The sequence below is a fragment of the Rhodococcus ruitaii genome, assembly GCF_055230935.1.
The window spans coordinates 221104-238527 of record NZ_JBUYWC010000007.1 but is presented as its reverse complement, the minus strand read 5'-3'; the positions used below and the strand labels follow the sequence as shown (position 1 = coordinate 238527).

Here is a 17424-nt window from a genome sequence, read left to right as displayed (position 1 = left end):
CCCCGCATACCGCGACACCGCATTCCCTCGGGAGTCGACCCCATCAGCCCTACCGGACGATCCCTGCGCCCCGCGCCGCACGCAACCAGTCCGGAAATTCGCTGAGAAGGCGTCGATACAGCTCGGCGTCGCTGATCTTGCCGATGTCGTCGACGCTGAAGAACCCGGCGTTGTCGACGACGCGTCCTTTCATGGTGTCGAGACTTTCGAGGATTCCGTAGTCGGCCTTGCCGAGCCCGACGAACTGCCAGAACGCCGGCAGCTTGGAAGCCTCTTTCATCATCGCGCTGATCTGCTTCTTCTCGTAGAAGCCGCCGTCGGTGAAGAACAGCACCAGCGTCGGCATCGCTGCACCGGGTGTGAGTGAGGAGATGATCTCGCCCATGATAGGTAGCTCGTCGTTGACTCCACCAATCTTCCTGTAGTCGATACCACCGTGGACACCTCTGAGATGAAGATACGTCGACGACCACTTTTCGACATCGTGGACGGTGATGTCAGGGAGTCGGGCAAATGATTTCGCGTACAGATAGGGCTCGAGGGTGCCGTCGTCATCGACCTGCACCGCAATCGGCACCATCCGCTCGACGACCTCGTGAATGAGCTTCCGGGAATACTGCCGGCTCATGCTGCCCGTCTTGTCGATGACGAGCACGACACGGGCACGCACCCCGGGCGCACCCTTGTCGAGGAGTACCTTCGCGACTTCCCGTTTGCGCAGGTCGAGTTTCTGACGCTTCTCGAATGAGAGCTTCTCTTCGCCCGCGACGGTGCGGACGCCATTCGGGTCTGCAGCGGGCGGCGCGTCGTCGATCTGCACTCCGTGTTCGGTGACGAGACCGGACAATCCGGCGTCCCAACCAGCAGAGACGTTGCGGACCTTCCACTCGCCGTTGCGGCGATAGACCTCCAGGAGCACTGCGGCTCGTTCAGTGGTGAGATCCAGTGCCTTCGCGTACGCCGCGCCCGCGGAGTGAGCGACGTCGACGCCGAGCCCGGATACAGCGGCGAGACTGCCGGGGACGCTGTCGTCGAGGGCCACGGCAATGGACAGTCGTTCGATCGCCGGTGGGATCGCAGTGAGGTCGATCGCAACACGGTCTGCGGAGACGAGTCGCACTGCCCCTTCCGGCGAGGCAGGCTGGTTGAAGAACACGAAGTCGCTGTCGCCTCGGACTTTGCCGTCGGCACCGAGTTGGAACACCATCAGGTCGACGGTGCCCTGCTTCGCTCCGGCAACCGATACTGTCGCCGTCCCAGCGCCGATGGTGGTGTTCTGTCCGCGTGCAAGCTCTGTCATGGTGATCGTAGCCGTTCGCCGGCCTATCCCTTTCGTCCGATTTACCCTCCTGCACTCTCCCACGCCGCCGCGGAACACGCACAGAACGGACGTTGTCGACCTTCCCGCACGCATCCCGGCCTCCCGCTTCAACAGTTGCACGCGCGTGAAGCAAAACGGGTCGCGGGAATTGCACGCTTCCTTGCATAGGTTTTCTCATTATCCAGCCGATAATGGGGATTATCGGCATAAAGTCGCTCACGAGTAGCGGGCGGACGCATGATTCGAGCGTTCCGTTACTCGATCAGGAGATCGCCGTGACCATTCAGTTCTCCCCTGCGACCGCCGTTTCCGACCATCCCGCCGATGACCGCAGGGCCGGCACTCGGTTCTGGCCGGGTTTCTCAGTGGGTGTATGCGCGGCGACGATGATCTGGGCGCTCATGGCCACTGGTTCCCTCGGCACCGATCGCGTGTCGAGCACATCCCTGTTCGAGATCGGCGGCACCGTCACGCTCATCGATGGCTCCGCCGACAGCACCACGCCTGGGTTCGAGTGCGTGGGGGACCGCGGTTACGACGACATCTCTCCCTCCGTCGCCGTCCGGGTGTCCGACGAGACCGGGACGCTGCTGTCGACGAGCACACTCGCGTACAGCGTGAGTGAAAGCGACTTCTGCACCTTCTTCTTCAACGTCTCCGACGTGCCGCGCGGCGCCGCGTTCTACAACGTGGAGATCTCTCATCGCGGATCCGTCTCATACGACGAGTCCGAGGCCGAATCGGGAGTGCATCTCACTCTCGGTAGCTGATCCACACTTCCCTCCGACGAAAACGAGGCCTGTCATGACCATGCCCAACCAGCCTGACCCCCGCATCCAGCCGCCCACTCAGCAGTACTCCACGCAGCCGACGGGATGGCAGCAGTCGGGCGGATTCGCCCCTGTCCCCCAGCAGCCGAAGAAGCGTAAGAAGTGGCCGTGGGTCGTGGGCGCTTTCGTCGCACTCATCGTCATCGTTTCCGTGTCGAGTGGTGGCGACGACGGGCCCTCCGGCACGGCGGCCTCCGGCGATGTCGGCACCGATAATGCCGTGCCGTTGATCGACGCCCCGGCTGAGGTGCCGGTAGCCGACGAGTCGGCCGCATCGATGAACATGCCCGTCCGCGACGGCAAGTTCGAGTTCGTCGTCACCGGCGTCGAGACCGGGCTGAGTTCCTTGGGCGACAACCCGTTCCTCGCTGAAGAAGCGCAGGGGCAGTTCGTGATCGTCACCATGACGGTCAGCAACATCTCCGATGCGCCGAAGGGCCTGAGTCCGAGCGACCAGAAACTGGTCGACGGCCAGGGCCGCACCTTCGGCCCGGATACGGCTGCCGCCCTGAATCTCGATTCGGACGTGACGTTCTGGGGCGAGATCAATCCCGGAAACACCGTCACGATGCCCCTCGTGTTCGACATGCCCGTCGATGCCGTTCCCACGGCTGTCGAACTGCACGACTCCATGTTTTCCGGTGGAGTGACCGTCTCGCTGCAGTAAGTCCACCTTGCTCGGCCGGTGCGCCCGATGAGGGGTCGGGCGCACCGCGCTTCCCGCCAGCCACTTCCGAAAGGAACGTTTCGATGTCGAACGACAATCTGCCGGCACCCTCCGGTTGGTACCCGAACCCCGACGGCGGGCAACGCTACTGGGACGGCACTGCCTGGCTCGATCTGCCCGACCCCGATTCGAGCAGCACACCGAAGCGGAAGATTCGCAAGAAGTCGATCGCGGTGGCGTTGGCCATCGTCACTCTCACCGCGGTGGGTGGCACGGTGTTGTGGAAGGTCAACCACGACGCCCAGGTCGCTGCCCAGGTTGCCGCGGCAGAGGAGGCCGCGAACCGGGAGGCCGAACGTGTCGCTGCGGAGAAGGCCGGGCAGGAGCGACGCGATGCTGCAGAGCGCGCATCACGCGCGTTGAGTGTGTCGGGCATCGAATCGAGTGTCGAGGAGATGGCGACCGAACACGTCAGCGAGGGGATGTACGACGGTCCCGTACTCTCGGTGACCTGCTCACCGGTCAACGGCGGCTCGACGGACAATCTGAACGAAACCACCACCGTGTTCGAGTGTTTCGTGGGCACCGAAGATGTCGGTGATGGACGTATGCGCGGCTACAAGTACCACGCCACGATGAACTGGACGAGTGGTGAGTACACGTACGGCTTCGGGGCACCGTGATGTGCCACCGACCCGGTCGATCGGCGAGGCCATGCGGCCCGTTCGGTCGCATATCCCGACCCGGTTCACCCACGTAGCGAGACGATCGTCGACATCCGATGCCTTCTCGAGCTGTGAACGTGGACAACCCCGGCGGCACCGGCAGTTCGAGGTCGTCGTCCGACACATCTTCTGTCGCATCATCGAATGTTTCGTCCGAATCCTCGTCGCCACCGTCGCCCGCTGCAGGGGCCGTCCGGGCCGACAATCTCGATTCCCGCCCTGACTCCTGGACGTTATCAATATCAATACTGATAACGTCGACGCATGGCTACTTCGTCGGCACTACTGCATCCGGTTCGGCTTCGCATCGTCCAGGCCCTGCTGGGCGACGACGAACTGACCACGCACCAACTCCACAAACGACTCTCCGGTGTACCCATCGCCACCCTCTACCGGCACGTCAGTCACCTGGTGCAGCACGAGCTGATCGAGGTGGTCGACGAACAGCAGATCCGGGGCGCGAACGAGAAGACCTACCGCCTCGCTCCCTGCTTCGCGAACCCCACAGCGGAAGAGTTGAGCTCCCTGAGCAACGAAGAACTGCTGACCGCGTTCACGGTGTTTGCCTCGGGGTTGATCCGCGACTTCGAAGACTACCTGCGGGTGGAAGACCCCAACTTGCACCGGGACCGAGTGAGCTTCGCCCAAGCCATCTTCTGGGCCAGCGACGCCGAGGTCGATACCTTCGGTCGCTCCCTCATGACGGCGCTTGAAGGCGTGCTGGGCAACGGTCCGGCCCCCGGCCGTCGGCGCCGTACGCTCACTACAGTGCTGGTGCCGCGGGAACCACCCCAGCCGACAGATGCCGCTCGAGCAGAAGCCGAACGCGCACAGCCGGAGGCGAAAGCATGACCGCCGCGGATACCGCGACCGCTTGCGGGCTGGTGGCAGGTTACGGCGACTCCGAGGTCCTCGGTCCGGTCGACCTGTCCCTGAGACCCGGAGTGATCGCGCTGCTCGGCCGTAACGGCTCGGGAAAGACCACGCTGATGCGCACGCTGTGCGGGACCATTCCCGCCCTGCACGGCACCTGCACCGTGCTCGGGTCGACTGTCGCCGACAGCGCTGCCGTCCGATCGAAGGTCGGCTATCTCGGGCATGCATCCGCGCTGGCGACCGCCCTCACCGTGGAACAGAACCTGCGGTTCTGGTCGGATATCACCAGCACCTACCCGGATGTCACGGTGGTTGCGCACGAGGAGCTGGTCGAGCGCTTCGACCTCTCCGCGCTGATGGGCAAGCAAGTGTCGTCACTCAGCCGGGGCCAGCGGCAGCGGGCCGACCTGGCGCGACTGGCAATGACGGATCCGAAGTTCATTGTGCTGGACGAGCCGCTGACCGGTCTCGACCCCGTCTATGCCGCCCAGACCCGCGCCCTGCTCAACACCTGGGGTGAGACCCGGACCGTGCTCTATTCGACCCACAGTGTTCCTGAAGCGCTCGGGCTCGCACAGCACTACCTCATCATCAGCGGCCACGATCTCGTCGAAATCGACGCGAACGATCCGAGGACCGGCCGTGGAGTCGTGACCGAAGCCGCGATCCTCGACATTCTGGAGGCCACCGCATGACCGCCACGCGATCTCCATCCCTCCACCGAACCGCCGCGTTCGCCAGACGCGCTTGGATACAGCAGGGCAGCACTGTTCTCTGGATCGCCGCGCTCGTCGGTGGACTGCTCGGCGTCCTCGTCTTCCTCGGCTCCGGCGGCATCAACACGCTGGCGACCATGCCCGACCTGATCCCCAGCGACCCTGACGGATTGACCGCCGCCACGGACATGGACGGCGAATTCCTGCCACTGACCTCGTACCTGCTGACGATGGCACCCGCGATTCTGGGCATGCTCGTCGCCATCGTCGCCACCCTGACCCTTCCCGGGGTGGTCGCCGATGACATCAGGGGCGGTGGAATCGAGGTATTGCTGGCCGGACCGATTCCGCGCCGGAACCTGTTCTCCGCCTACCTGGGAGCCGCACTCGTCCTGACCGCCGCGGCGTGGACCGTCGCGACGGTCGCCTTCCTGGTCACCGGTGCGGGAACTTCCCTCGCTATCGGAACGTCCGTGTCGCTGTCGCTAACCTATGGTGTCGCGCTGATCATCGTGCCGCTGTCGATGGGTATCTGGTCGGCTACCGCCACCCTCTTCGGCGCATTGCTGTACCCCGGCAGCCTCGACACGAAAGCCGGGCTCAACGGCGGCCCGATCCGGCTCGTGGCGATGCTGCCCTCCCTCATCGCCGTACCCTCCGTGTTGCTCCTGCCCGAGTGGGTGCTACCGGCACTCGGCCTGACATTGGCCATCACCCTGCTCGCGAGCGTCGCCCTTGTCCGGCTGACCGCGCGCGGTTTCCGCAGCACGCGCGTGCTCGGCACCTGAATGCCGCCGCAGGAAATGTACCTAGATCTTCGGGACATCCGGGTCAATCCGACGCTTTCTCCGCTGCCGGTTTCGAATCCCCGCTGCCTCTGGTTACCCTCGGCACCGTGAAACCGAATCGCGCGGCGCTCGAGGCCATGGCGGCGGAGGCCACCGTGTCAGGTATCGACCTGACCGAAGACGACGAGATCGTGGCGATCTGCGAGCGCGGCCCTCACCGCCAGCGCATCCTCGATCTACCGATACCGACACCCGCGCCCGCCGGAGTGGAGTGGATCGCCGCCTACCGCCACTGGCCGGTGTAGGCATATGGATGCGAACCTGAACACCTCACCGCTCGATGCGGTCGGGCAGCACCGGATACGGATGACCGAGCCGGAGGCCCTGCAGAATCTACGCACGGTGCTCCAACTCTGCGCGGCGGGTGAATTGCGCTGCAGCGAGAAGACCCGCCGCCCCTCCGCAGCCACGACCCGCACGGTGAGTTCTCAGCTCACGCACGGCGACTTCTACGCCGACGATGCAATCGCGGCATTCGCGTGGCCTCTGATCGTCCAGGCCGGTGGGCTCGCAAAGATCGACGGCGGGCGCCTGCAACCCACGCCGAAGGGTCGCACCGCCACGCGCACACCCCCGGCAGACGTCATCCGTCAACTGTGGCGGCGCTGGCTCACTCATGCTCCGCTCGACGAGTTCAGCCGCATCGAGCAGATCAAGGGTCAGCGAGCCCGCAATGTGCTGAGCGCAGCCGGTACACGTCGGAAGACGGTTGCGGCGGCCCTCGCCGACTGCCCACCCGGAGAGTGGATCGGTATCGATTTCCTGTTCTCCACCATGCAGAGGGCAGGCTTGCATCCCACCATCGCCCGCAGCGAGATGGCGATGTGGAAGCTGTATCTCCTCGACGCTCAATACGGCAGTCTGGGCTACGACGGATTCCATCGCTGGGAGATCCTCGAGGGTCGCTACACCCTGGCGGTGCTGTTCGAATATGCCGGCACACTGGGCCTGATCGACCTCGACTACATCCACCCCAACGGTGCCCGATCGGATTATCACGAAAACTGGGGCGGCGACGATTTGGATGCGCTGAGCAGATACGATGGGCTGCAGGCGATTCGGCTCACGCCTCTGGGGTGCTACGCCCTCGGCCTCAGCGACGCCTACCACCCGACCGCCGACGACGCCGCACCCACCGCACTGAGGGTCTTGTCGAATCTCGACGTCGTCGCTACCGCATCCCCGTCCCCCGGTGATCAGCTCGTGCTGTCCGGCTACGCCGAGCGCACCGCCGACCATATCTGGACCATCTCCACCGCGAGTCTGCTGTCCGCGATCGACAACGGTCGCAGCCTCGAGGATCTCGCCGCGTTCCTGACCGAACGAACCCGCCGCGAACTGCCGGGCTCGCTCGAGACCCTCCTCAGCGATGTCGCCCGCAACGCGAGCAAGCTGACGGACCTCGGTCATGTCCGGTTGATCGAATGCGCCGACGATGCATTGGCCGCGCTGATCACCCGCGAACGCGCACTGCGCACGCTGTGCCGCCCCATCGGCGGCCGCCACTTCGCGATCCCACCCGGCAACGAACCGAAGTTCCGCAAGGCACTGTTGAAACTCGGCTATGTACTGCCGGAGCAGTACACGAGCTGATCGGAAGTCCGCAGAGCAGTCGGAGTTCGACGAACTCGGCTCCACTGACGAATGGTGTGGATTCAAGCCCGGAATCCGGGCCCCAATCCACATAGTTTGTCGTACGGGGCAGGGCGTCCTTTCCGTATGGTGGGTACCCGTGCCTTCCACCCTCGATCGCCTGACCACCCAGCAGCGACAAGTGCTGCAGTGCTGGTTCCCGACCTTCGATGTCGTCGCCGACATGAGCTGGAATCTCGTCGAGACCACCGTGCTGCACATCGACTACCCCGACGGCCAATTCGTCGTCAAAGCCGGGGGTAACGCCGATCACCACATCGCCCGCGAGATTCGCGCACACGAGCGATGGACGCACCCGTGGGTGTCGACGGGCCGCGCGACCCGAATGATCCATTCGGACCGCGACGCCAAGCTCGTCGTCACCGAGTATCTACCCGGCCGCCTCGTGCAGGATGACACCGCGATGTCGAACCTCGACACGTACGACCAGGCCGGCCGCCTCCTCGCCGCGTTGCATGCGCAATACCACGTCGTCGACGATGACTACGAGCGACGCGCCAACGACAAGTCCCTGCGCTGGCTCGAACAACCACATCGCATCGACGACGGTGTCGCCGCCCGGCTACGCGCAATGATCGAAGGGTGGCCCACCCCGACCGCGACGCTGGTACCCACTCACGGCGACTGGCAGAGCCGCAACTGGATCATCGACAGCGACGGGATCGTCCGGGTGATCGACTTCGGGCGAGCAGATCTCCGTCCCGCCCCCGAAGACTTCGAGCGACTCGCAGCGCGCGAGTTCGCCCGTATCCCGGGATCCGAAGGCGCGTTTCTGGGCGGTTACGGCACCGACCCGCGCGAACCGGACGCCTGGGTACGGCAACGTATTCGCGCCGCGATCGGCACGGCAACGTGGGCGTTTCAGGTGGGCGACGACGTCTTCGAGGCCGAAGGGCACCGGATGCTCGCCGATCTGACGAGGGTCCCGTCGAAAACGGGTGGACCGATCTGTGGGTCGATGGAATGGTGAGGTTCATGCGCTCATTCGATGTCGCCGCCGCACTCTCCCTGGCCGCCGCGCACGGCCTGCGGTTGTCTGCCGAGAACATCACGGTGAGCGAGGCAGGTCTGGACTACCGCGTGGTGATGGCCTCCGACAGCACCGGGCAGCGTTGGGTACTGCGCTTACCACGCCGCGAGGACGTCTCGGCGGGCATGGCTGCCGAGGTGCGTATCCTCGACCTGGTCGGGCCGGTGTTGACCGAGGACGGCATCGCGGTCCCGCAGTGGCAGATCCGTGCCCGGGAATTGATCGCCTACCCCGCTCTGCCCGGCGCCCCGGGCCTGACCCTCACCGACGCCGGGGAACCCGATTGGCACATGAACCCCGACAGCCTCGACTACGCCGAACGCCTGGGACGTCTGCTCGCGCGCCTGCACTCGATCGGCGCGGAGCAGGCCGGCGCTGCCGGTGTCGAAGTCCGCACCCCCGCCCAAGTACGTCGATCATGGCGAGACGATGTCGTCAAGGTGTGCGAGAGCTTCACCGTCGCACCGGCTCTGCGCGACGCGTGGAGCGCATGGCTCGACGACGACACCTGCTGGCCCGACGCCACGGTCATGACGCACGGCGAGATCTACCCCGCGCACGTCCTGTTCGACCACGACGGCACGATCACCGGGGTCCTGGACTGGACGACCGCCCGTGTCGACGACCCGGCCCGCGACCTGTCCGCACAGTACGGCGCCGCTGGCGAGGAGATGCTGCAGGTCACCAGCGCCGCCTACGCTGCCGCCGGAGGGCACGTCCATCCCGGTCTGGCGGCACAGGCGAAGCACCTGTGGGACGCCTCCCCGATCGGGTACGCCAGGCATGCAGGCTGATTTGGTGGCTTCGACCGCGGTATACGCTGTTGAGACCACCAAACTGAGCGCTACTTACCCCGCCGCGTTCTCGACCTCCTTCGCCGCCTCACGCACGCGGAGTTCGCCGGATAGTTGCCCCGGAGGTCATCAAGATCGAACCTGCCGTATACAGTTTCGCCGAACTGTTGATCAGACCTCCTTCGCTAATCGATCTTGCTATCGATCCGATTGGTGGTACGTCGAGAGTAGTGACGTCAGTAGGTGTCGCCCAAGGAAGATCGCCGTCCCAATCTTCCTTCGTCAACCGCGCGATCTTCTCTTCGATCGGCTCGCCGTCGTCCTCCAAAGGTGCTGCGCCGCACATACCGCCCCGGCGTCAGCGCGCAGTCGGCTTCCTTGATCTCGGCCAACGACGCCGAATAGCAGAAGCCCGGCTCGTCGACATACTCGACGCCCTTCGCGGATTCTGTTCCCCGCCACGCATGGAGGAAGGTGCCGGCGATCTTCGCGATGTCGTCGTCGGAGAGCGCCCGCTCCGCGCGATCAACCGTGTAGCCGAGGTTGCGGGCGTCGATAAGGAGCACCTGCCCGCGCCGGTCGATCGAACCCTTGTCCCCCGCCGCCTTGTCTTTCGCGAAGAACCCACGAATCGATCGGCACGCTCGGACACGAGCACCGTCCAGCACGATATCCCCCGTTATCACGCGATTCCACACACCCAAACGCAGGTCTGGCGCACGCTCATCGCAGTCGATCACGAGGAGGAACACCAGATGCTCGCCGCCATCCATATCCGTCAGATCCACGTCGGCTCCAATTCCCTGACCTGTGCGGTTCTCGCCACCGACACCGCCGTCACCGTGTTCACCAGAGAAGGCAAGGATGATGCCGCCCGCTACCTCGCCGGCCTGGATGCGTTCGCTGCCCTGTACGGGCAACTCGACGACTCAACGGCCCGGCTCCACCTCTCGGATTCCGGCCTCCGCAAGAACTTGACGGCCGTCTCGGAGTCGTTTCCCGCCGTCGAGTTCGTCGACATTCCGATCGGCCGGTTCGGGGCCCTGCTGCAGCAGGCGTCCGACACCATCGACACGCACGTCCGCGCACTCCTCGCCGACGAGAACGCCAGGCGCGAAGCCGCCCGTGCTGCGCTGCCGCCGCTTGTGGTCGCCACCGATGCGTCGAAGGCCAGAAGCCTGCGTGGGGCCGGCCTCGGGTGCATCGCCGAAACCGGTGCGCACCGCATGCTGATGGCCCCCGACGCGCGCTCGATCCTCGAAGGCGAATTGCTCGCCATCGAGCTGGCCACCACCAAGTTCACCGACCGCGATCTGTACATCCTCACCGACAGCCGTCTCGCGATCGCATGCCTCCACGGCGCCTACCAGGGTCGCCCCGGAATCTCAGCTGTCGTCGACCGCATCCACCGCTCCACGCTCGGCCGGACGGTGCAATTCGAGTGGGTGCGCGGCCACGACGGCCACCCGCTCAACGAAGCCGCACATCGTCTTGCTGTGGCGGCGCGGCGGTGCGACGACGCGAAGGTCTCGCCGGCGGTTGCCGCAGAGATCGCGGACAACATCGTTGCATCGATCGACGAATCACCCTCGGCGACAGCGTAAACGACAAATAATCCATCCCCGGACAGATCCCGGAGGACGCACCGATGAACATCGACACCGGACTCCGATGACGCGTGGAACCCACGGAACCCTCATGGATAGCGACGCAATCAGCCCCGACCGCCATCCGTTGACAAAAATAGTTGTCTAGTGGATGGTGGGGGATATGCACGAGGTGAGCATCATCGAGGACCCGGCCGCCGCGGAGGCATCGTTGGATCCCCTGCGGCGTCGAATCCTGGCGGACCTGGTCGAGCCGGGGTCAGCTTCCACCCTCGCCGCCCGGCTCGGAATCCCCCGCCAAAAGGTGAACTACCATCTGAAGGTCCTCGAACAGCACGGCCTGGTCGAGCTCGTGGCAGAGCGGCGTCGCGGGAACTTCACAGAGCGGATGCTGCAGGCCACGTCCGCCTCCTACGTGATCTCGCCCGGCACGCTAGGGCGAATCCAACCCGACCCGGGCCGGTCTCCAGACCGATTGTCGGCGCGCTGGTTGCTCGCCGTGGCCTCCCGGCTGGTGCGTGACGTGGGAATTCTGCTCACGGGGGCACAACGGGCGCGTCGGCCGGTGGCGACCTTCGCGATCGACGGCCAGATCCGCTTCGCTTCCGCGGCTGATCGGGCCGCCTTCACCGAGGAGCTCTCCGCCGCTGTGACCGAGCTGATAGCCAAACACCACACGGACAAGCAAGCGGGGACGGCAGGGACGGGCAAACTCAACCGCCTGGTCATCGCTCTGCATCCCGCGGTTCCGGACGACCCCGGCGGCGCGCAGCCCACGGCGCAGGCGCACCCGACCGAACCGGACACTGCCGAATCGTCCGGAATCACCACGTCCGAACCGCCGACCAAGAAACCACCCCGAGCCGCCGGGTCCGCCCCACACGATCGTTGAGGAGCACCGTCATGTCCAAACACTTCGAGATCCGCAAGACCATCGTCCTGGAGGCCACCGCCGAACAGGTGTGGCGGGCGATCGCCACCCCGGAGGGGCAGGCCGCCTGGTCCCCGGACCCCTACCAGCCGATGGAGGGGATGGACGTCGAGGCCACCGAGAACGAACGTCTGTCCGTGCGCACCCCGGAGGCCGAGAACGGTGGCTTCCACGCGTTCGAGTACCTCATATCGGCCGGTGGCGACAGCACCACCACCCTCACCTTCGTTCACAGCGGCTACCTCGGCGACGACTGGGACGCTGAGTTCGATTTCGGCGAGATGACCGGCTACGGCTGGGACATGTACCTACACACCCTGGCCCAATACTTCGAGTACTTCGCTGGCCGGCCCGCCCACTTCGTCACCGCCCAGGGACCTGTGTCCTCGGCAACCCCGGACTCGTGGGCGACCCTCGAGAAGGCCCTGGGCGTCGAGGGGCCGTTCGAGCAGGGACAGCACGTGCGCCTGACTCCGCAGGGCCTGCCCGCGCTCGAGGGCGTTGTCGACTTCTCCTACCCTGAGTTCGTCAACTTCCTCGCGTTGCGCACCGACGACGGTCTCTACCGCTTCCACGACAACTCGGTGATGGGCATGCCCCAGGCGGTGGGCCACTACATCTACGCCGACATCGATCGAGAGGCCACCGAGCAGGCCTGGTCGACGTGGCTTGCACGCGTGTTCGCCTGACGTCGCAGGGTCTCGACCGCACGAAGCCGGGCGCACCGTGTCCACGTGATTCCGACAAGCTGCGGCTCGCTGTCCCAACGGTTTTCGACCTGAACTGCCTCGACTCGCTCAGCGGAAGCTGGGCAGGACGAACTCGCGCTCGGTCGTATCCGCCCGAATCTCCCGAGCACTACGGCCGAGGTCCCCCCCCCTGAACGGTGGACACATCCGCGCGGCGCGAGGATTCAGTAGGGCTGCTCGGCCGGCTTGTTGCGCGACACCGACTTGTAGAACTCGGTGAGTTGGAGGCGCGATGCGGCGGCCTCGTCGATCACCACGGTCGCGTGCGGATGCAGTTGGAGCACAGACGCTGGGCACATTGCCGCCAGCGGTCCTTCCACCGCGGCGGCGATCGCGGGTGCCTTGTGTTCACCCGTCGCGATGAGAACCAGGTGCCGCGCCTCGCAGATCGTTCCCAATCCTTGTGTGATCACGTGCCGCGGTACCGCATCCGGGCTCTCGAAGAATCGTGCGTTGTCGTTCCGCGTCTGTTCGGTCAGGGTCTTGACTCGCGTTCGCGACCTGAGCGACGAGGTGGGTTCGTTGAACCCGATGTGACCGTTGACGCCGATCCCGAGCAACTGCACGTCGACGGGCCCCTTCGCTGCGATCGCGCGGTCGTATGCCACGGCCGCCGCGAAGGGATCCTGCGCGGTCCCGTCCGGGCCGAACACCCCGTCAGATTCCAAGTCCACGTGGTCGACCAGTTCCTTACGGATCACCTGGGCGTACGACTCGGGGTGTTCCGCGGGAAGCCCCACATACTCGTCGAGGAGGAACGCCTGCAAACCGGCGAAGCTCAACCCTTCGTCGCGATGACGCCGGGCCAGCTCGCGGTACACCGTCAGCGGAGACGAACCCGTAGCAAGCCCCAGAGTGTGTGCGCCCGAACGCACCGCGTGCTCGACGATGTCCGCGACTACCGCCCCGGCCGCGTCGGCGCTGTCGGCAATGACGATTTCCATTGGTTCTGCCTTTCACCTTTCCGTGGTGTTCGTGAGCCAACGACCCGCGGCCATGACAGCGCGGGTATCGAGTTCGGGGCCGGTGACGATCAGGTCGGCGCGGCAACCCGGTAGGAGATCACCGACGACTCCGGTCAGACCCATGAGCGCCGCGGGAGTGGCCGTGGCTGCGGTCACTGCCGACAATAGATCCACCCCGGCATGGCGCACTACGCGACGGACGATGTCCATCAATCGACTCGTCCCGCCCGCGATGGCGGCGTCGCCCTGTTCGGCGAGCCGTGCGATTCCGTCGACCACCTCGACATCGAGCGGGCCGAGTGGGTAGCGGCCGTCGGGCATACCCGCGGCAGCCATCGCGTCGGACACCAGGGCGATCTGGTGCGGGCCGACGAGATCGAAGACCATCGCGACCGTGGCGTCGGCGAGATGCACTCCGTCACCGATCAACTCGACCACCATCTGCCCACGGGCAGCGGCCGCCAAGCACGCCGATACCGCTCCGGGGTCGCGGTGATGCATCGGGGCCATGCCGTTGAAGAGATGCGTCGCACTCAGCGGTGCAGACGAGGAGTGCGCGATCGAACGGGTCGCGAGGGGGCTGGATGCATCGGTGTGTCCGATACTCACCACCGCTCCATGCTGCTCGAGCATACCGGCGAGTTCGTCGAAGTGCGGTGTTTCGGGAGCGATGGTCATCGAACGAATGTGACCGCGACCGGCCTCCAGCAGCGATTCGAGCAGCGCGGGATCGCCGTCACGAATGCTGGCCGGGTCTTGCGCACCGCAGCGCAAAACCGACAGGAACGGGCCTTCGAGATGAATTCCCGCGAGTGTGCCCGAGTCCACCAGCGTCGCCATCAGCTCGATCCGGGCGTGCAGAATCTCGGGAGGTGCCGACACCAACGATCCGAACACCGAGGTGGTTCCGCCCAGTCGATGATGATCGGCAGCTGCCGTAGACCCGGCTCCGTCGGCTTCCGGGAACCCGAATCCGCCGCCGCCGTGACAATGGACGTCCACCAGGCCGGGGAGGATCGTCGTCGACGACGGGTCGGGTATCGGGTCGGTCCGTTCGGAAGCGGGCCCGGCCCACACGACACGATCACCGGCCGTCTCCACGATGCCGTCGGGCAGCACACGCCCGCCCGCGATGAGTCGGCCGCGCAGAATCACGACGGCATCCGAGGTGCGTCCGACACCGCCGTTGCGAACGAGGATGTGATGAACGAGGGGTCGGTGATGGCGGTGCCGACCACCACCGAGTCTGCACCGAGGGCAATCGCACGCGCCGCGTCAGCGGGGGTGTGGTACCGGCCCTCGGCGATGAGCACCGCGGAAGGAAGAGCGCGTCGCAGTTCGGAAATCAGCTCCAGATCGGGTCCGGCGAGACGCCGGCTGTTCTCGGTGTATCCGGCCAGCGTGCTCGAAATGATGTCTGCACCTGCCTCGGCCGCAGCGATACCGTCTTCGGCGGTTCCACAGTCTGCCATCACGAGAACGCCGCGGGCATGGACGGCCTCGACCGTATCGGCAAATGTCAGTCCGTCCGGGCGCGGACGCACTGTGGCGTCTGCGGCGACGATCTGCGCACCGGCGTCCACCACTGCCAGCGCCGACTCCCGGGTCGGCGTGATGAACACCCCGGCAGCGCCGATCTTGGTCAGTCCGATCACCGGCACGTCCACCGCCGCGACCACCGCGGCAACGTCAGCGGTTCCGCCGACTCCGCCGCACCGGATCGCCGCGGCACCTCCAGCGACCGCCGCCCGGGCCATGCGCACGATGGTCGGGGTGTCGCGCAGCGGATGATCCGCCCCGGCCTGGCAGGAGACGATCAGCTTCCCGGCGATGGTCGTCATCAACTCGTCGATAATCATCCCACTACCTCGATTCGTGATTCGGCGGCCAGGAGTGCGGCGCCGATGAGCGGTGCGTCGGTCCGCAACCGTGCCGGAAGGATATCTGTGTCGGCAACGGGCCCCAGGGCTTCGCCGCGAAAAGCGGTGGTCAGTGGGGAGAGCAGATCGGGTCCGATCTGTGCCGCACCCCCGCCGATGACGATCACCTGCGGATCGAACGCGGTGGCGACACCTGCGAGGACACGACCCAGCAGTGCCCCGGCACCGGTGATCACCGCACGGGCGATCGGATCACCGGCGCGCATCGTCGCGACCACCTGCTGCAACGGCGGAACAGCTACCTGCGCACGCGCGGCATACTCGGCTGCCATTGCCGGTCCGGAGACCGCTGCCTCGAGATGATCGAAGCGTCCGCAGCCGCACGTGATCGCACCACGGCCCGGGATCACCAGGTGGGCGAGTTCGCCGGCTGCTCCGTGGGCACCGCGATGCAGATGGCCGCCCAGGGAGAACGCACCGCCGATTCCGGTGCCGATCGAGACGAACAATGCGGAGCCGGCAGTTCGACCGGCGCCGAGCCGGTTCTCACCGTGCGCCATCACCCGTACGTCGTTGTCCACCGTCACCGGAAGCCGCGTGTGCACTTCGAGTGCGGCACGCACCTCGGCACCGGCCCATCCGGACAGGATGTCGGAGGCGAAGGTCACTCGTCCGCGCTCCCGGTCGACGATCCCGGGGGCACCGACTCCGATTCCGTTCACCTCGTGATCGGCTCTGAGTCGGTCGATCAGCCCGGCAGCTGTGGCAAGTACTGCCGCGCTTCCCGCTGTGGGCGTCGCCTCGCGAACCGTGTCGATCACATCCCCGGTGGAGGTGACGACCGCGGCGGCCACTTTGGTGCCTCCGATGTCGACGCCGATCCATCGCTCCTGCCCGGATACCATGTCAGAGCAGTCCCGTCCGTTCGAGAACGGCCTTGACCGTCGCTGTTTCGGACTCGTCGAGGGAAAGCATCGGGGCGCACATGGTGTTGCCCGTGATCACACCGCGCAGCGCCAGCGCCGTCTTGAATGCACCGAGGCCCGCGGCGCCGGCGCTGACACGGCCCGGGGCGGGCGCGTCGACGATGGTGAAGAGATCGGCGAGGCGGTCTTGCTCGGCCTTGGCGGTGGCCCAGTCACCTGCCCGAGCAGCTCGCCACAGCCGTACGTAGCCGTGAGGGTCGACGTTGGCCAGGCCCGGGACCGCGCCCGCGGCACCCATGAGCAGGCATCCGTCGACCACTACCTCGTGGCCGGTGAAGACTGCGAAGTTCTCGAGATCGGCCGACCGGCGCAGCAGCATCCGGAAGCTGACATCGTCACCGCTCGAATCCTTGACGCCTGCTATGACGCCTTCACGACCGAGAGCCACCAGCATTGCGGTGTCGAGCTTGCTGTGTACGCGGACGGGTACGTCGTAGGCGAACAACGGAAGGTCCACTGCCGCATGGATGGTACGGAAGTGCGTTGCCGTTTCGGCCTCATCGGTGAGTGCGTAGAACGGTGCGGTAGCGACGATCGCGTCTGCTCCGGCCTCGCGTGCCTGTTCGGCGACGGCAACGACCCGGTTGGTGGTCATGTCGTTCACACCGACGAGGACCGGCACCTGCCCGCCGACGTGCCCGATAGCGGTCTGGACGATCTGTGCGCGCTGGGCATCGGTGAGATAGCCGACCTCACCGGAGGAGCCGAGGATGAACAGTCCGTCGACGCCGGCGTCGATCTGCAGCGACAGCAGACGTTCGAGCGATGCGGTGTCCACGTCGCCGTCGAGGGTCAGTGGTGTGACGATCGGTGGCACGATTCCGCTGAAGGTGGTCATGGGCTCTC

The 17424-nt window shown here is 65.7% G+C and carries 19 protein-coding genes and 1 pseudogene; 13 read left to right on the top strand and 7 right to left on the bottom strand.

Annotated features, from left to right (window positions below):
• Nucleotides 1-49 precede the first annotated feature (49 nt).
• The gene (locus ACZI8W_RS10870) at nt 50-1300 is read right to left on the bottom strand and encodes a vWA domain-containing protein (RefSeq protein WP_463368503.1); all 1251 of its coding nucleotides are present in this window, start codon (nt 1298-1300) and stop codon (nt 50-52) included.
• Nucleotides 1301-1596: 296 nt separating this feature from the next.
• On the opposite strand from ACZI8W_RS10870, the gene ACZI8W_RS10865 reads away from it, so the two are divergent.
• The 10 genes from ACZI8W_RS10865 to ACZI8W_RS10820 all read left to right on the top strand — a co-directional run bounded on the left by ACZI8W_RS10865 (nt 1597) and on the right by ACZI8W_RS10820 (nt 9460).
• Nucleotides 1597-2091 (top strand): hypothetical protein, encoded by a 495-nt coding sequence (locus tag ACZI8W_RS10865; RefSeq protein WP_463368502.1) that lies wholly within the window; start codon nt 1597-1599, stop codon nt 2089-2091.
• Nucleotides 2092-2125: 34 nt separating this feature from the next.
• The gene (locus tag ACZI8W_RS10860) at nt 2126-2818 is read left to right on the top strand and encodes a DUF4352 domain-containing protein (protein ID WP_463368501.1); all 693 of its coding nucleotides are present in this window, start codon (nt 2126-2128) and stop codon (nt 2816-2818) included.
• Nucleotides 2819-2901: 83 nt separating this feature from the next.
• On the top strand, nt 2902-3501 hold the full coding sequence (locus ACZI8W_RS10855; RefSeq protein ID WP_463368500.1) for a DUF2510 domain-containing protein: 600 nt from the start codon (nt 2902-2904) through the stop codon (nt 3499-3501).
• A gap of 306 nt (nt 3502-3807) precedes the next feature.
• Nucleotides 3808-4395: a helix-turn-helix domain-containing protein gene (locus tag ACZI8W_RS10850; RefSeq protein WP_463368499.1), complete on the top strand. Its 588-nt coding sequence runs from the start codon at nt 3808-3810 to the stop codon at nt 4393-4395.
• Nucleotides 4392-5114 (top strand): ATP-binding cassette domain-containing protein, encoded by a 723-nt coding sequence (locus ACZI8W_RS10845; protein WP_463368498.1) that lies wholly within the window; start codon nt 4392-4394, stop codon nt 5112-5114. Before ACZI8W_RS10850 ends, ACZI8W_RS10845 begins: the two co-directional genes overlap by 4 nt.
• On the top strand, nt 5111-5923 hold the full coding sequence (locus tag ACZI8W_RS10840) for a hypothetical protein (RefSeq protein ID WP_463368497.1): 813 nt from the start codon (nt 5111-5113) through the stop codon (nt 5921-5923). Before ACZI8W_RS10845 ends, ACZI8W_RS10840 begins: the two co-directional genes overlap by 4 nt.
• Before the next feature lie 107 nt (nt 5924-6030).
• The gene (locus tag ACZI8W_RS10835) at nt 6031-6228 is read left to right on the top strand and encodes a hypothetical protein (RefSeq protein ID WP_463368496.1); all 198 of its coding nucleotides are present in this window, start codon (nt 6031-6033) and stop codon (nt 6226-6228) included.
• Nucleotides 6229-6232: 4 nt separating this feature from the next.
• Nucleotides 6233-7576, top strand: coding sequence for a helicase-associated domain-containing protein (locus ACZI8W_RS10830; protein ID WP_463368495.1), 1344 nt, complete (start codon nt 6233-6235; stop codon nt 7574-7576).
• Nucleotides 7577-7715: 139 nt separating this feature from the next.
• Nucleotides 7716-8606, top strand: coding sequence for a phosphotransferase family protein (locus ACZI8W_RS10825; RefSeq protein WP_463368494.1), 891 nt, complete (start codon nt 7716-7718; stop codon nt 8604-8606).
• A gap of 5 nt (nt 8607-8611) precedes the next feature.
• Complete coding sequence (locus ACZI8W_RS10820; protein ID WP_463368493.1) at nt 8612-9460, top strand: macrolide 2'-phosphotransferase; 849 nt, start codon at nt 8612-8614, stop codon at nt 9458-9460.
• Between the two features lie 277 nt (nt 9461-9737).
• On the opposite strand, the pseudogene ACZI8W_RS10815 reads toward ACZI8W_RS10820, so the two are convergent.
• Nucleotides 9738-10083: pseudogene (locus ACZI8W_RS10815) on the bottom strand (N-6 DNA methylase); the annotation flags it as partial.
• 132 nt (nt 10084-10215) lie between these two features.
• On the opposite strand from ACZI8W_RS10815, the gene ACZI8W_RS10810 reads away from it, so the two are divergent.
• The 3 genes from ACZI8W_RS10810 (at nt 10216) to ACZI8W_RS10800 (ending at nt 12687) form a co-directional block, all read left to right on the top strand.
• Nucleotides 10216-11064, top strand: coding sequence for an RNase H family protein (locus ACZI8W_RS10810; RefSeq protein WP_463368492.1), 849 nt, complete (start codon nt 10216-10218; stop codon nt 11062-11064).
• Between the two features lie 166 nt (nt 11065-11230).
• Nucleotides 11231-11959, top strand: a complete 729-nt coding sequence (locus ACZI8W_RS10805) for an ArsR/SmtB family transcription factor (protein WP_463368491.1) — start codon at nt 11231-11233, stop codon at nt 11957-11959.
• A gap of 11 nt (nt 11960-11970) precedes the next feature.
• Complete coding sequence (locus tag ACZI8W_RS10800) at nt 11971-12687, top strand: SRPBCC family protein (protein WP_463368490.1); 717 nt, start codon at nt 11971-11973, stop codon at nt 12685-12687.
• Nucleotides 12688-12911: 224 nt separating this feature from the next.
• Here the strand turns inward: ACZI8W_RS10800 and nagB are convergent, their stop codons facing one another.
• The 5 genes from nagB to ACZI8W_RS10775 are packed head-to-tail and all read right to left on the bottom strand — an operon-like array spanning nt 12912 to nt 17416.
• Nucleotides 12912-13691 (bottom strand): glucosamine-6-phosphate deaminase, encoded by a 780-nt coding sequence (nagB, locus tag ACZI8W_RS10795; RefSeq protein WP_463368489.1) that lies wholly within the window; start codon nt 13689-13691, stop codon nt 12912-12914.
• Nucleotides 13692-13703: 12 nt separating this feature from the next.
• Complete coding sequence (locus ACZI8W_RS10790) at nt 13704-14867, bottom strand: N-acetylglucosamine-6-phosphate deacetylase (protein WP_463368488.1); 1164 nt, start codon at nt 14865-14867, stop codon at nt 13704-13706.
• Entirely contained in the window at nt 14864-15571 is a 708-nt protein-coding gene (locus ACZI8W_RS10785) for an N-acetylmannosamine-6-phosphate 2-epimerase (protein ID WP_463368487.1), read from the bottom strand. The genes ACZI8W_RS10790 and ACZI8W_RS10785 overlap by 4 nt, the downstream gene beginning before the upstream one ends.
• Nucleotides 15568-16497: an ROK family protein gene (locus ACZI8W_RS10780; RefSeq protein ID WP_463368486.1), complete on the bottom strand. Its 930-nt coding sequence runs from the start codon at nt 16495-16497 to the stop codon at nt 15568-15570. The genes ACZI8W_RS10785 and ACZI8W_RS10780 overlap by 4 nt, the downstream gene beginning before the upstream one ends.
• Before the next feature lies 1 nt (nt 16498).
• The gene (locus tag ACZI8W_RS10775; protein WP_463368485.1) at nt 16499-17416 is read right to left on the bottom strand and encodes a dihydrodipicolinate synthase family protein; all 918 of its coding nucleotides are present in this window, start codon (nt 17414-17416) and stop codon (nt 16499-16501) included.
• Between the last annotated feature and the right edge of the window lie 8 nt (nt 17417-17424).

Coding starts and splice junctions, on each gene's coding strand:
- ACZI8W_RS10840 (WP_463368497.1), top strand. CDS start 5,111: ATGACCGCCACGCGATCTCCATCCCTCCACCGAACCGCCGCGTTCGCC.
- ACZI8W_RS10805 (WP_463368491.1), top strand. CDS start 11,231: ATGCACGAGGTGAGCATCATCGAGGACCCGGCCGCCGCGGAGGCATCG.
- ACZI8W_RS10820 (WP_463368493.1), top strand. CDS start 8,612: ATGCGCTCATTCGATGTCGCCGCCGCACTCTCCCTGGCCGCCGCGCAC.
- ACZI8W_RS10870 (WP_463368503.1), bottom strand. CDS start 1,300: ATGACAGAGCTTGCACGCGGACAGAACACCACCATCGGCGCTGGGACG.
- ACZI8W_RS10775 (WP_463368485.1), bottom strand. CDS start 17,416: ATGACCACCTTCAGCGGAATCGTGCCACCGATCGTCACACCACTGACC.
- ACZI8W_RS10800 (WP_463368490.1), top strand. CDS start 11,971: ATGTCCAAACACTTCGAGATCCGCAAGACCATCGTCCTGGAGGCCACC.
- ACZI8W_RS10860 (WP_463368501.1), top strand. CDS start 2,126: ATGACCATGCCCAACCAGCCTGACCCCCGCATCCAGCCGCCCACTCAG.
- ACZI8W_RS10850 (WP_463368499.1), top strand. CDS start 3,808: ATGGCTACTTCGTCGGCACTACTGCATCCGGTTCGGCTTCGCATCGTC.
- ACZI8W_RS10830 (WP_463368495.1), top strand. CDS start 6,233: ATGGATGCGAACCTGAACACCTCACCGCTCGATGCGGTCGGGCAGCAC.
- ACZI8W_RS10810 (WP_463368492.1), top strand. CDS start 10,216: ATGCTCGCCGCCATCCATATCCGTCAGATCCACGTCGGCTCCAATTCC.
- nagB (WP_463368489.1), bottom strand. CDS start 13,691: ATGGAAATCGTCATTGCCGACAGCGCCGACGCGGCCGGGGCGGTAGTC.
- ACZI8W_RS10845 (WP_463368498.1), top strand. CDS start 4,392: ATGACCGCCGCGGATACCGCGACCGCTTGCGGGCTGGTGGCAGGTTAC.
- ACZI8W_RS10785 (WP_463368487.1), bottom strand. CDS start 15,571: ATGATTATCGACGAGTTGATGACGACCATCGCCGGGAAGCTGATCGTC.
- ACZI8W_RS10855 (WP_463368500.1), top strand. CDS start 2,902: ATGTCGAACGACAATCTGCCGGCACCCTCCGGTTGGTACCCGAACCCC.
- ACZI8W_RS10780 (WP_463368486.1), bottom strand. CDS start 16,497: ATGGTATCCGGGCAGGAGCGATGGATCGGCGTCGACATCGGAGGCACC.